Raw genomic sequence first — 12,723 nt, 5'->3', positions numbered from 1 at the left:
GACAACGCACCCACCGCCCCCAACACCCCACCAGCCCGCAACGCCTCACGCCTACTGAAACCATCCATCACAACACCACTCCTCATTGAGCCGGGGGCGTCACCGTGACGATGCGACGAGAGTCGGCGACGCCCGTTTCTCGCCGTCGCAACGATAAGAACAGTGATTAACTTAGCAAGCGCTGACGCTGCTGTCTCCACTTTCGACGACTTGCTGGTACAGCCTCGCGCGGTAGCGAACGATCCGCGTCGGCAGGCAAGATCACCGGCTGCGAACAGCAGATTAACAGCTGTGCTGCGCAGACTTCGTAGCCCGTCGGTGTACCTGGGTTGGATGATCCAGCAACGGAAGCACTTCAGCGCGTATCCCCATAGATCGCTAATAAGGAGTCACATAAGCGAGGACCGGAAAGCCTCATCGACGCCCCCGCGATCGCCCCCCGGGTTCGGCCATGTGTGGACAGAAGAAACGGGCCGGGCGGTTGTTCCGCCCGGCCCGTGTTCCGGTCGACGTCAGCGACCGGCGTGGCTGTGCTGACCGCCGCGCACCTTGGCCTCATGGGGCTGAGCTTCGGCGCCCTTGCGTCCGGCCGCACTCGGATCGGCGGAGTTGCGGTCGCCGAAGCTGCCGGTGCTGGCCTGGCCGCCGCGACGCGCCTGCTCCTCGGTATCGGAGCGGTTGCCGAACTGCCCGGCGTTGTTCTGGTCTGCCATCACATGCTCCTTTCGGTAGCGGATGAAACCGACTGTGGCTCTTTGCGCCACGTCTTCGTGCTACCCGCACTCCAGTGGGCGAATCAGCCTCCGCCCTTCTTCATACGATCGAAAACAACCGCCCCACGACCGCTTCGAGTACCCGTCAGCCGAACGCGTTATCCGGCTGCCGATCTGCACTCAGACGTTCGAAACAGCCGGCAGGAATATCCGGGTGATCATCGACCCGACAGGCTCCGTAGGCCTTTCAGCGCAAGCGATGATTCGCCGAGGCGAGGACGCGCCGGACTTCCGCGACAGTCTGTTCCGCGTCGAGGCGCCCGGTGTCGAGCACATGGTCCTCGAGTTCACCCAGGTCCGCGAACGCGGTGTGCAGGCCGGTGATCGCCTCGACATCCTTCAGTTCGTGCCCGGCGCGCTGCTGCGCACGCGCCAACGTCGTGTCCAGATCGGGCCGGAGGACCAGGTAGGACAGCTCCAGGAGATCGCGTTCGGCGGCCGCGCGAAACGGCGTCAGGAACCACGGCCCCACGATTCCGTCCACCACGACGTCGTAGCCGCCACGCGCGAACGTCGCGACGGACGCGACGATCGCGTCGACGACCACCTCGTTCTGCCGCTGCGCTTCGGGCAGGTACGGCGGGACGAATCCGGTGCGGATCGAGCGATAGAACCAGTCGGTCGTCACGTGGACCGTCGGCCTGCTCGCGCCTGCGGCGAGCAGTTCGGCCACGGTCGTCTTTCCCGCCCCGGGCGGGCCGGTCAGGATGATCACTTCACCGTTCACGATTCGCGAAGTTAGTCCCGCGACCTGGAGAGAACCAGTCTTTTCTTTTCGTCGGCGGTCAGCCACCCCGCGGTGAGCACGAGAGTTCGAGACGCTCAGCGTCTCGCTCCAGCCCGCGCGACAGCAGCGCCGAGGAAAACGAGTAGTCGCCTACTCACGATCGGGCGACTATCCGCGACGAGCATTCGGTACTGCGAAACCCTTCGTGACCGGTAGGCGTCCGGAGTCGGCCGAAGCCCCATCTACGGCGACGACGAATCCCGCCTGGTCGCGGCTCCCACCGGCGGCAGTCTCGGAAAAGGCGGAAGTAATGAAAAAGTACGAAGTTCGACCCGGCGACACCCTCTCCGCGATCGCGCATCGCGAGTACGGCGACAGCAGTCTGTTCCCGGCGATCGCGCGCCAGAACCATCTCGCCGATCCGAATTCGATCGACGTCGGGCAACAGCTCCTGCTCCCGTACATCACCCGGCGCCACCTCGTCACCACATCCGACTCCACCGCGGCGCGCCAGCAGATCACCCAGCGCTACTACGGCAGCGAGGACACCCATATCCAGTTGATCTGGGAGGTGGTCAACGGTGTGGCACAACGCGAGATACAGCAAGGTGCGTGGTTGCACATCCCGGAGCTGGCCGATGTCGGCCACCACACGGTGACGGAAGGCGAGACTCTCGCGGTACTCGCCGAGCGCTGGTACGGCGACGACCACCTCGCCCTGCTGATCGAACTGGCGAACCACCTGCCCTCCGGCAGCGAACCGGCTCCCGGCCACGTACTCATCGTGCCCGGCTTGAACCGCCGCCAGACCGTCGCAGGCGATACGCTGCGGACGATGTGCCACCACGCGTACGGCCCCGCCGACCTGGACACCAGGGTGGGGGTGGTCGCGGCGGCGAATCACCTCGCGGATCCCGACACGGTCTTCGCCCGGCAAGTGATCCACTTCCCGTCGTGACTCGCGGGACGGCTACGCCCTCGCCCCGTTGCGACGGCGTTCGGTTCCGCGGCGCAACAGCCAGGTCGACAGCCCGGTGACCGCGAGCGCGAGCGGAGTCAGGCCGAAGACCAGCCAGACCAGTCGCCACCAGCCGTTCACCAGCCAGCCGAAGTGGGCGGGTTCGAAGACCTTGGCGTAGAAGGTGTTCGCCAGCGGCCGGTCGTGGCTCGCGTCGACCACCTTGACGTCGGCGCCGTCGTAGGCGTTCACATAGACCAGGACGTCACCGCTGTAGAAGAGGCGATGCTCGCGTGGCGAGTAGGCGCCGGCCACGGCGGCGCGGTAGTACGGGGCGGTGTCGGTGGGCAGCAGCAGGTAGGCGAGTCGGCCCGGCGCGGCGCGCTGCGCGATCGCACCGGCCTCGCCGATGGATAGCGGAGCCCGGCCCGCCACGCTCGAGCGCGGCTCGAAGGACCTCTCGGTTCGTTCCAGCGTCGTGTTGCCGCCGGTAGCGACGAGCCAGGCCCGCTGGACGGCCGGCCATTCGATGGTGGTCCCGGTGATGCCCCACACCAGCAGGAACGGTACGGCGAGAACGCCGATGACGTCGTGCAGGTCGCGGTCCCGGGCGAAGCGCCCCTTCCGCAGGCGGACCCGGAACCCGTTGCGGGACCGCCTGAGCGACGGCCACCAGATGACCACACCCGAGACCGCGAGCGTCACCAACAGTGTGCCGAGCGAGCCCAGGATCACCGCGCCCCACTTGATGTCGATGAGGGGAGCCTGGTTCTCCATGATGGGGATCGCTCCGGAGTAGCGCGCGCAGCCGAATGCGCAGTTGTGCAGATTGGCCAACCAACCCAGCACACCGTCGGTCAGGTTCGCCCGCTCGTTGATTCGTCCGGTACCGGGATCGACGGAGTAGGCGGCGGTGTACTGCGCGTTGCCGATCGCGATCACACCGCCGTCCACGCCGACCCAGCCGACGGCGAAATCGGGATCGGTCGCACGCACCAGCGCGACGGCCTGCTCGGTGTCGATCACCGGCGGCGCGTCCGTGTGCCGATAGAACGAGGCGTGCTGGGCCCGGAACAGTTCGGCGTGGTAGAGCAGGATCGCGCCCGATGTCGATTGGACCACCAGGACCGCGCCGAGGATCAACGCCGACCAGCGGTGGATCGAGATCAGTGCGCGCCGTACCGGTTTGCGGGATCGCTCGCGCGCGCGGACGATCTGCTTGCCGGGCCCGTGCACCACCGCGCTCGCGTTCATAAGGTTAGGCTAACTTGAAATAGGCCCTTCCCAGCTTCGGCGAGTTCCGATCCACCTCGGCCTTCCGATCACCCGGCGGGCATGAGGTCTACGCCGTATCCCGGGTACATCCGCGATACCCCTCCCGTCCGGAACGCCTCGACCGGACCGACCGCCTCGGTCGCGAGCCCCGCCGCCCGCATCGCGCACGCTTTGAAGGCCCGTCCGGCCAGGCTGACCCGGTGCTGCACCGAACCGACCCGATGGTCGAGTTCGACGGGAAGACCCTCGCCCCACATCGTCACCTCGGTGCGCCCTCGGTCGAGACAGTCGAGCACGCCGTCGCGAACCCGGCTGTCGGACAGATACGTCGCGGAGGCGACGGCGACTGCCTGCGGCCACGTCTCTCGCACCGGCGCGGCCGAGAACTGCTCGAGGTCGAGCACCGTCGCCCCGAGGATGCGCAGCGGGCGGGTGTCCCCCGGATCGGCCACCAGCACCGTGACCTCCCATCCCGCGACGGTGCGATCGAACAGCCACCCGCCGGTCCAGCGCACCACGTCCGCGATGTTCGGCGCGACCACCGCCAAGCGGTACCGATGCGGGCACCGGCGCGTCCGGTCTCGCCAGCGAGTGAAGGAGGGCGATACTGGAGCGCCTCGGTCAACGGAATCGACGGATCGTACAGCCATGGTTCCCATCCCGGTGTCACCAATGTAGATATCGACAGGTCCGGCCGCGGACACCGACTCCGATGGGTACCAACCATCGCGCCGGCCATCGCGGATCAGCGAGCCGCGCGGCCGAGGGGCAGCCGCGTGCCGAACCAGCGAAGGATCCGGAGAGCGGAGCGGCGGGTGAGAGCGGATCGCCGAGCCCCTCGCCGGAAGGTTCTGCCGCACACACACTAAGGCGGTCCACGAACCGATGGCGGCGCTTCTGCCGAGCCGAATTGTGACCTATATCACCGAGTCAGCAATTGCATGGTCAAGACACTTATTTCACCTACCGCAGCCCGTACGAGCCGCCACATCTCCATACGTTCACGACTGCGGGGCATCAGACAACGGACGGGCGTACATTGCCCGGCCCAAGCGGAACGCAAGCGATCACCGCTTGCCGCCGTTGCCAGAGAATGCGTCATACCAGCACTTTTCGCCGCCTGAATATTTGAGTCACAGTCGGCCCAAGCCCTGCGGAAACCGGCACCGCGCCGCGAGGGCAGCTTGACGACACCGCGCTCATGGTTCAAACTGGTTGCCTACCGGACAAAGCTATCCGGATCGTCCACTGGTCTGGAAAGTAGCTGCTGGCAATCGCTCGGCAATCACATGTCGAGAGGCTTGTCATGCGACAATTCCATCTGCGACCGAGGGGGCTGCATGGGCAAGTCGGCGTCTCGGCGACGAGCAACAGGAGACGCATGCGGACGCTCACCGGTCGCGCCGATCCCGACGACTCGCTCGCCGCGACAGCCTTCGACCTGCGCGCGGGCGCCATCGTTCTCGCCGAATTCGGCGCTCCCCCGGCCGATCCGTTCAGCATCCGGCACCGCCTGGCCGACCTCGCGCCGCTCGGTGCGCCGGTCCATCCGCTTCCCGGGCACCTGCACCGGCTCGGCATACTGCTGCGCTGCTGCATCGACCACATGGCGATCACCGCGGAGATCGCGCAGATCCATGATCTGATCGGGCTCGCCGACGAACTCGTCGAACTGGTGGACATCATCAGTGACTCCGCCGTCTATACCGCCGAAGGCGTTGTCGCCGTGACCGATTCGGCACAGCGACACGCACACGCCGCCGCGGTGAGACTCCGTACCCGCGGCGCCGACGCCACGGTACACCGGTTGCTCGCTCGCTGGTCGACGGAAAGCGGAATAGATTTCGGGCAACGCGAATTCGCCAACGGGCTCCTGCACGTCATCCGGTCGTTCGAGCGCGTCGCCGACGAGCTGGCGTCGATCGAGCGCGCGCCGTGACAGGCGGGCGTGCTCTCAGCCGCGCAACGCGCGATCCAGCAACGCCCATGCCTGCCGGGCGGTCTCCTTCTTCGACTGCGCGTCGGTCTTCGACAGCACGGCGGCCAGCATCGCCAGCGCCAAGACCACGTCCGCGGTGGTGATGTCCGCACTGATCGTGCCGCGCTGACCCGGATCCTCCAGCTTCTCCGCGATGAGGGTGATCAGCCGCCGCGCCACCTCGAACAGGCGCATGTCGTCGGTATCGGTGGGGTGGATCATCGCGATGAACGCCGCCGAGGTGGTGATCTGCTCGACCATGATCGCCAGCAGGTCGTCTACGGTGACCGCGGGATCGGCGGCCAGCGCCTCGATACCGTCGATGTTCTCCTCGAACACCGCCAGCGCGATGCTCTCCCGCGTCGGGAAGTGCCGGTAGAGCACGCCCTGCCCGACTCCGGCGGCCCGCGCGATGGAACTGAACGGCGCGTCGAAGCCACTGTCCGCGAAAACCTCTCGTGCCGCCTGGATCAAGGCTGCCCGGTTGCCGGCCGCCGCCTTCGGCCCCCTGTTCCCACGGCGTGGCGAGGTCATTCGGGCAAGATTACCGGACCATTGCGGCCGTCCTTGCCCCACCGAGCGCCCGGCACGGCATCCCACACCGAGACGCGTGAACCGCACCCCATCGACCTGGCGGCGTGATTTGACACACACTACGAGACGTAACCGGACAATACAGTCCGGCATGGCGATGCGGCCGGCTCGGCGGGCAGGGACGCCGTCGCGCGATGCCTGATCCGGCGCCCACTCGACGCCACTGCACCCCACCGGATCCTTCGGATGCACGGCACCGCTGCCGTCCACCCGACAGCCCGCACCACCAGCACTCGGAACCGACCACCGGCCTTCCGAGACCGCAGGGGTCCGGAACGCCCATTCGCCGCCTCCGACCGCCGAGGCATGACCGGCCGGCTCCGGTTCAAGGTTGCCGCGCTCGCCGCCTTCGCCGTGCCGCTGCTGGTGGCGGCACCGCTACGACGAAACCGCCTGCTGCTCGGCGAGTTCGGCGAGGCGGTCGAGGGAGGCCGACAGTTTGTCCGCGGTGGTCGCGCGGGCGCGGACCTGACGCTTCTCGTCGGTGAGCGACGTCCAGTCATAGGTATGGGTGACTCGGGTGCGGCCCTCGCCCACCGGCTGCAGCTCCCAGCGCCACAGGTGGCCGGGCGGCTGTTTGCCCGGCTCCGACGGACGCCACGCGATGCGGCTGCCCTCGGCGAACTCCACCACGTGGTTGTCGCGGACGGCTCCGTTGGTCAGGGTCGTGCTGAACACCGCCCCGGCTTCCCGCACCCGCTGCCCCGTCGCGGCCTCGGCCAGGTTGTCGTTGCCGTCCCAGCGCGGCTGCTCGGCGGGATCGGCGATCAGCTCGAAGATGGGCGCCGGGCCCGCGTCGATCTCACGGCTGGCGCTGACGATACGGGGAGGCTCGTTCTGGTCGGTCACGTGCCGATCGAAACATCGGGCCGGGAGCGGAGCAAGCCTTCTGCTCGAGAGTTGTGGTAATTCACCCCGCGCCGATTCCGGCGGCGTGCTCGGCGGCCGGTCCTCGCCACGGCGACCGGCCGGTGCGGTATGACTGATTCGACATCCGACCGACGAAGGGACGCGCGCATGGGCGAGCGAGTGGCAGTGGTTTCCGGCGCCGCGCGAGGGATCGGCGCAGCGATCGCCAAGCGCTTGGCGGCGGACGGGCTTCGTGTCGGTGTGCTCGACCTCGATGCGGCCGCCTGCGCCGACACGGTCCACGCGATCACCGAGGCAGGCGAGCAAGCCGTCGCGCTGGGCGCCGACGTGTCGAACGAGGAGTCGGTCGCCGCCGCCGTCGAGCGACTGGACAACGAACTGGGCGCGCCGACGGTCGTGGTGAACAATGCCGGCATCCTGCGGGACAACTTGCTGTTCAAGATGAGCGTCGCGGACTGGGACGCCGTGCTGAACGTGCACCTGCGCGGAGCCTTCCTGCTCACCCGCGCGGTGCAGAAGTACATGGTCGAACAGAAGTGGGGACGCGTCGTCAACATGTCCAGCACCTCCGCGCTCGGCAATCGTGGTCAGGTGAACTACTCGGCGGCGAAGGCAGGGCTGCAAGGCTTCACCAAGACCCTGGCGTTCGAGCTGGGCAAATTCGGCGTCACGGCCAATGCCATCGCTCCCGGCTTCATCGTCACCGACATGACCGCCGCCACCGCCGAGCGAGTCGGCGTCTCGTTCGAGGACTTCCAGAAGGCCGCCGCGTCGCAGATTCCCGTGCAGCGGGTAGGCACTCCCGAGGACATCGCGCACACCGCCTCGTTCCTCGTGAGCGAGGGCGCCGGTTTCGTATCCGGCCAGGTGATCTACGTGGCGGGCGGCCCCACCGACTGACTCCGCAGCCCCGCGCGCCGTACGGGAGCGGACCGGGGCGGTAACGTCGCAGCACATGAACCGGCGTGCGGCTCGTCGTACCGTGACGAGCTATGTTCTCCTGCTGCCGAGCCTGATCGGCGTCGGCGCGTTCCTGCTGCTGCCGATCCTGGCGGTGGCCTGGCTCAGTCTGCACAGCTGGAACCTGTTGGGACCCAGGGAATTCGTGGGGCTGCGCAATTGGCGCTCGGTGCTGGGCGACGCCGCGTTCGGCCATGCCCTGCTGGTGACGCTGGCGTTGACCGCCATCGTGGTGCCCGCGCAGACCGTGCTGGGTTTCACGGTCGCGGCGTTGCTGGCTCGGCGGCGCGGCGCGGCGAGCCTGCGAATCATGTACGCGCTGCCGTGGATGTGCGCGCCGGTGGCGGTCGGTGTGGTGTGGCAGTGGATGTTCGCCCCCACCGGGGGCGCGGTCAACGCCGTACTCGGCAGGCGCGTCGAATGGCTGTCGGATCCCGCGCTGGCGCTGCCGTCGGTGGCCGCGGTGAGCGTGTGGGCGAACTTCGGGTACGTGGCGCTGTTCTTCGTGACCGGGATCCGCGCGATACCGAGCGAGATCCTCGACGCGGGGGCGCTGGACGGCGCTACCGGCTGGCGCCGGATCCGCTGGCTGATCCTGCCGCTGTTGCGCCCCACCATGTTCTTCGTGCTCGTCACCGGGGTACTGACCGCGTTCCAGACCTTCGACACCGTGTACGCGTTGACCAAGGGCGGGCCGGGCGATCGCACGGACGTGCTCGCGATGCGAATCTTTTCCGAGGCCTTCGACGCGGCGCGCCCGGGCCGCGCCGCCGTCATGGCGCTGGTGGTGTTCGCGGTGATGTTCGCGATCACCGTGGCGCAGCACCGCTACTTCCGGAATCGGACCACCTATGAGTTCTGATCGCCTGCGGTCGGCCGCGGCCTACGCGGTGCTCTCGGCCGGCGCGCTGCTGACCGTCACGCCCTTGCTGCTCAGCGCCCTCACCGCGGTCAAGACACCCGACCAGTTCGCCACCGGGTCACCACTGGCCTTGCCGCATCCGGCCACCGCGGACAACTTCCGGACGGTGCTGGACTACGGGTTCGGGCGTGCGGTGCTGGTGACCGCGCTGATGACGGTGTTCGTCACCGGCGGCCAATTGGTCACCTCGGTACTGGCGGCATACGCGTTCGCCCGCACCGAATTCCCGGGCCGCGACGGGCTGTTCTGGGTGTATCTGGGCACGATGATGGTGCCGCCGATGGTGACCCTCATCCCCCTGTATCTGATGTTCGCCGAACTGGGCCTGCTGAACACGTTCTGGGCGCTCGTGCTGCCGTTCGTGTTCGGATCGCCGTACGCAATCTTCTTGCTGCGGCAGTACTTTCGCGCGATTCCGCAGGAGTTGATCGGTGCGGCGCGGCTCGACGGCGCGAACACCCTCGACATCATCGTGCACGTGATGGTGCCGATGAGCCGCCCGGTGCTGGCGACCTTGACGCTCATCACGATCGTCTCGCAATGGAACAACTTCATGTGGCCGCTGGTCGCGAGCAGCGGCCGTTCGTGGCAGGTGCTGACCGTGGCGACGGCGAACCTGCAGACCCGCTACAACGCGCAGTGGACCCTGGTGATGGCGGCCACGACGCTGGCCATCGCGCCGCTGGTGGTGCTGTTCGTGATCTTCCAGCGGCAGGTGCTGCGCTCGATCGCCTGGACGGGGGTGAAATGAGGACGTCGACCCGCGTCGTACTCGCTGTCGCGCTGGCCGCGGCGCTGCTGGTCACGGCCGTCCTGTGGCTCGGCCGCAGCGGCGACGGGTCCGGGCGTACCGTGCTGGGGCTGCGCGTCTGGGACGAGAGTCTCGTTCCCGCCTACCGTGCCTCCCTCGCGGAGTTCGAGCGGGCGAATCCGGACGTCGAGGTGCGGCTCACGGTGGTGCCGTGGTCGTCCTACCAGCAGAAGTTGCGCTTGGACGTGGCCGGGGGCACCGCCGACGATCTGTTCTGGACCAACTCCTACGAGGACTACGCCGACACCGGGCGGTTGATCGATATCGGGGCGGCGCTCGGTCCCGAGGCCACGGCGGTCTGGGATCCTTCGGCGATAGCCCAGTACTCACGCGACGGAAAGCTCTGGGCTGTACCGCAATTCGTCGATGCCGGTACAGCGGTGTATTACAACCGGGAACTGCTCGCGGCCGCACACGTGGATCCCGCGGAGCTGAACGCGCTGCGGTGGAGCCCGGGCGGCGACGACACCTTACGACCGGTACTGCGCAGGCTCGCGACGGCCGCCCCATGGGCGTACAACGCGGGGCACGACTTCCAGTCCATCGAGCTGCCCTACCTGGGCTCGGCCGGAGCACGATTGCAGGACGACAACGACCACTTCGTCTTCGACAGCCCGCAGGGCGTGGCGGCGTTCGACTATCTGGTGCGGTTGATCGCCGACCGGCTCACGCTCTCTCCCGCGGACACCAACACCAATCCCGACTTCGCGAAGAACGCCTTCCTGCAAGGCAAACTGGCGCTGCTGCAATCCGGGACGTTCAATCTCGCGCAGGTCGCGGAACGGGCCCGCTTCGGCTGGGGTGTGGCGCTGCTGCCCGAGGGCCCCGCCGGGCGGGTGAGCACGAACAACGCGATCGGCGTCGCCGGTAACGCGGCCACCCGGCATCCGGACGCGGTGCGCCGGGTGCTGGCCTGGCTCGGCAGCGGCGCGGGCAATCGCTACCTGGCCGATGGCGGCGCCGTCATCCCGGCGGTCGTCTCCGAGCAGCGGCATTATCGCGACTACTGGGCCGCGAAGGGAGTAGACGTCTCCCCCTTCTTCGATGTGCTGCGCGGCCCGCGCATCTCCTCCGGTGGCGGGCCGGGTTTTCCGGCCGCGCTCCGCGCCGTCGAGCCGATTCTCGCCGAAATGTATCTGGGCCGGATTCCGGCGCCGGAGGCCCTGTCCCGGGCCCGGACCGCGGCCGAGGCCGCCGTGGCGGAGAACTGAGCCTACGCCGCGGAGTCCCGGCGGCGCGCGGCTGTCGCTCACCCGCCGACCGCTGCGGCCAGCCGGGGCAGCTGCCGCAACGGGTTGATCCGTTCGACCTCCATACGCTGGTCGGCGTCGAAGGTGTCGCTGAGGCCGGGAGCCGGATCGTGCGTGCCGGACTGCGGGAGGGTGAGCGCGCTGAAGGGCCAGTCGGAACCGAAGACGATGTGGTCGCGCTTGCTGACCGCCAGCACACTCGCCATCGCCGCGGCCGATCCGCTCAGCGCGGTGTCGTAGTAGAAGTTCCCGATCTGGCGTCGCGTGTCGAGTAGCGACGGCCTGGGCAGGTCCTCGGGCCAGAGCTCGCCGATCACCGTCTGCGAGGCGACGCTGATGCGGTGGGACAGGAAGGGAAGCGTCCCGCCCGCGTGCGCCAGCTGGAAACGGATGTTCGGGTAGCGCTGTGTCATCCCGGTGGCCATCATCAACGTCGCCGCGCGGGTGGTGTCGAAGGTGAATTCTTCGAGGAAGTCCGGCAGCGGCAGTTTCGGTTTGGCGTCGGCGGCGATGGCGGCCGGGTGCACGAAGACGTAGGCGTTGCGCTGGTTCAGCGCGATCAGCAACGGCTCGAAACGGGGATCGCCGAGGTAGACACCGTCGTAGGCGGACAGCAGAACCACACCGTCGAGGCGCAGTTCGTCCAGCGCGTACACGGCTTCGGCGATGGAAGCGGGGATATCGGGCATCGGCAGCACCGCGAAGGCGCCGAATCGCTCGGGGTGGTCCCGCAACAGCCCGGCGGCGTAGGTGTTGCAGTAGCGGGCCATGTCGGCGGCTTCCTCGCCGCGCAGGAAGGACACCCCGGGGTCGGATACCGACAGTGCCTGCGCCTGGATGCCGTAGTAGTCCATGAACGCCAGCGCCTGCTCCGGCGACCAATCCGGCGTCGGGTACCCGCCGATGGTGACGTGACCGTGCTCGAGCAACGCCGCCCGGTAGTCCGGCGGCAGGAAATGCGCGTGCAGGTCGATCCGGTAGGTGCCCGAAGGGGCAGGTTGCCGAGTGCGAAGCGGAGTCGCCCGCGCGACCGCCGCCGCCATCGCGGCGGCGCCGAGCGTCCCCGCGAGAGCGCCGCCCAGCGCCCCACGCCTGCTCATCTTCCTGCGGAATCGGGAATCGGTCATCGAAGTCCTCACTGGTCCGGGCGGGGAGCGGCCGAGCCGTCGATGCTCGCCTGCACCACCTGCCACGACGGTATCCGAGGAAATCATCAACTAAGACGAAATCGTCGTCAAGAGTTGATGAAGAAATACTCAGGACCGTGGAGAATCTCAATAACCTCCTCCTTGCGGCGAGGCTTCGGACGAAGCGGCGAACCCTTCCGGAGACTGCCCCGCGTGAACCGCCTCCCAGCTGGACGGCTCAGCCCTGCACGGCATGCGGCGCGGCGTCCGCGTCGTATCGGCACGGCCGCGGTCCGGCCGTAACGACTCGGTGTCCGCCCTCGATTGCCACATGACCTTCGAAAGGACTCTCAATGAAGTTGTCAAGCTGCGGCGGTGGCGGTGGCTGGTCCGGTGAGGGTGAATTCGCGGCCGTCGCGCAGCAGGGCCCAGAGCACGTCGACCAGGCGCCTGGCCAGGGCTAGGAGGGCTTGGGTAT

General features: G+C 67.9%; 13 protein-coding genes. 6 read left to right on the top strand and 7 right to left on the bottom strand.

Annotated elements, in window-relative coordinates; translation table 11 throughout:
* Nucleotides 1–512 precede the first annotated feature (512 nt).
* Both ACZ6DL_RS37655 and ACZ6DL_RS37650 read right to left on the bottom strand, forming a co-directional pair.
* Nucleotides 513–713 (bottom strand): hypothetical protein, encoded by a 201-nt coding sequence (locus tag ACZ6DL_RS37655; protein ID WP_466058470.1) that lies wholly within the window; start codon nt 711–713, stop codon nt 513–515.
* Nucleotides 714–960: 247 nt separating this feature from the next.
* A complete protein-coding gene (locus ACZ6DL_RS37650) occupies nt 961–1,500 on the bottom strand; it encodes an AAA family ATPase (protein WP_466058468.1) in 540 nt (179 codons plus the stop codon).
* Nucleotides 1,501–1,810: 310 nt separating this feature from the next.
* Here ACZ6DL_RS37650 and ACZ6DL_RS37645 point away from each other — a divergent pair, with 310 nt between their 5' ends.
* Nucleotides 1,811–2,458: a LysM peptidoglycan-binding domain-containing protein gene (locus tag ACZ6DL_RS37645; protein WP_466058466.1), complete on the top strand. Its 648-nt coding sequence runs from the start codon at nt 1,811–1,813 to the stop codon at nt 2,456–2,458.
* Between the two features lie 12 nt (nt 2,459–2,470).
* On the opposite strand, the gene ACZ6DL_RS37640 is transcribed toward ACZ6DL_RS37645, so the two are convergent.
* The gene (locus ACZ6DL_RS37640) at nt 2,471–3,712 is read right to left on the bottom strand and encodes a PepSY-associated TM helix domain-containing protein (RefSeq protein ID WP_466058464.1); all 1,242 of its coding nucleotides are present in this window, start codon (nt 3,710–3,712) and stop codon (nt 2,471–2,473) included.
* Nucleotides 3,713–3,780: 68 nt separating this feature from the next.
* Entirely contained in the window at nt 3,781–4,275 is a 495-nt protein-coding gene (locus ACZ6DL_RS37635) for a hypothetical protein (RefSeq protein WP_466058462.1), read from the bottom strand.
* Nucleotides 4,276–5,114: 839 nt separating this feature from the next.
* Here ACZ6DL_RS37635 and ACZ6DL_RS37630 point away from each other — a divergent pair.
* Nucleotides 5,115–5,672 carry a hypothetical protein gene (locus ACZ6DL_RS37630; RefSeq protein ID WP_466058460.1) on the top strand — a complete coding sequence of 186 codons (558 nt, stop codon included), beginning with the start codon at nt 5,115–5,117 and terminating at the stop codon, nt 5,670–5,672.
* Nucleotides 5,673–5,687: 15 nt separating this feature from the next.
* On the opposite strand, the gene ACZ6DL_RS37625 is transcribed toward ACZ6DL_RS37630, so the two are convergent.
* Together ACZ6DL_RS37625 and ACZ6DL_RS37620 are read right to left on the bottom strand one after the other, a co-directional pair.
* Entirely contained in the window at nt 5,688–6,245 is a 558-nt protein-coding gene (locus ACZ6DL_RS37625) for a TetR/AcrR family transcriptional regulator (RefSeq protein WP_466058458.1), read from the bottom strand.
* Nucleotides 6,246–6,683: 438 nt separating this feature from the next.
* A complete protein-coding gene (locus tag ACZ6DL_RS37620) occupies nt 6,684–7,154 on the bottom strand; it encodes an SRPBCC family protein (RefSeq protein WP_466058456.1) in 471 nt (156 codons plus the stop codon).
* Nucleotides 7,155–7,322: 168 nt separating this feature from the next.
* Here ACZ6DL_RS37620 and fabG point away from each other — a divergent pair, with 168 nt between their 5' ends.
* The 4 genes from fabG to ACZ6DL_RS37600 are packed head-to-tail and all read left to right on the top strand — an operon-like array spanning nt 7,323 to nt 11,079.
* On the top strand, nt 7,323–8,075 hold the full coding sequence (fabG, locus tag ACZ6DL_RS37615) for a 3-oxoacyl-ACP reductase FabG (RefSeq protein WP_466058454.1): 753 nt from the start codon (nt 7,323–7,325) through the stop codon (nt 8,073–8,075).
* A 55-nt stretch (nt 8,076–8,130) separates the two neighbouring features.
* Nucleotides 8,131–8,997 (top strand): carbohydrate ABC transporter permease, encoded by an 867-nt coding sequence (locus tag ACZ6DL_RS37610; protein ID WP_466058452.1) that lies wholly within the window; start codon nt 8,131–8,133, stop codon nt 8,995–8,997.
* Nucleotides 8,987–9,808, top strand: a complete 822-nt coding sequence (locus tag ACZ6DL_RS37605) for a carbohydrate ABC transporter permease (RefSeq protein ID WP_040871471.1) — start codon at nt 8,987–8,989, stop codon at nt 9,806–9,808. Before ACZ6DL_RS37610 ends, ACZ6DL_RS37605 begins: the two co-directional genes overlap by 11 nt.
* Entirely contained in the window at nt 9,805–11,079 is a 1,275-nt protein-coding gene (locus ACZ6DL_RS37600) for an ABC transporter substrate-binding protein (protein ID WP_466058450.1), read from the top strand. The genes ACZ6DL_RS37605 and ACZ6DL_RS37600 overlap by 4 nt, the downstream gene beginning before the upstream one ends.
* A gap of 38 nt (nt 11,080–11,117) precedes the next feature.
* On the opposite strand, the gene ACZ6DL_RS37595 is transcribed toward ACZ6DL_RS37600, so the two are convergent.
* Nucleotides 11,118–12,245 (bottom strand): amidohydrolase family protein, encoded by a 1,128-nt coding sequence (locus ACZ6DL_RS37595; RefSeq protein ID WP_466058448.1) that lies wholly within the window; start codon nt 12,243–12,245, stop codon nt 11,118–11,120.
* Nucleotides 12,246–12,723 lie beyond the last annotated feature (478 nt).

The sequence above is a fragment of the Nocardia sp. NPDC041819 genome (assembly GCF_055590505.1).
Note: the sequence above shows the minus strand (reverse complement) of the source record. Positions and strands in the feature narration are given on the sequence as shown.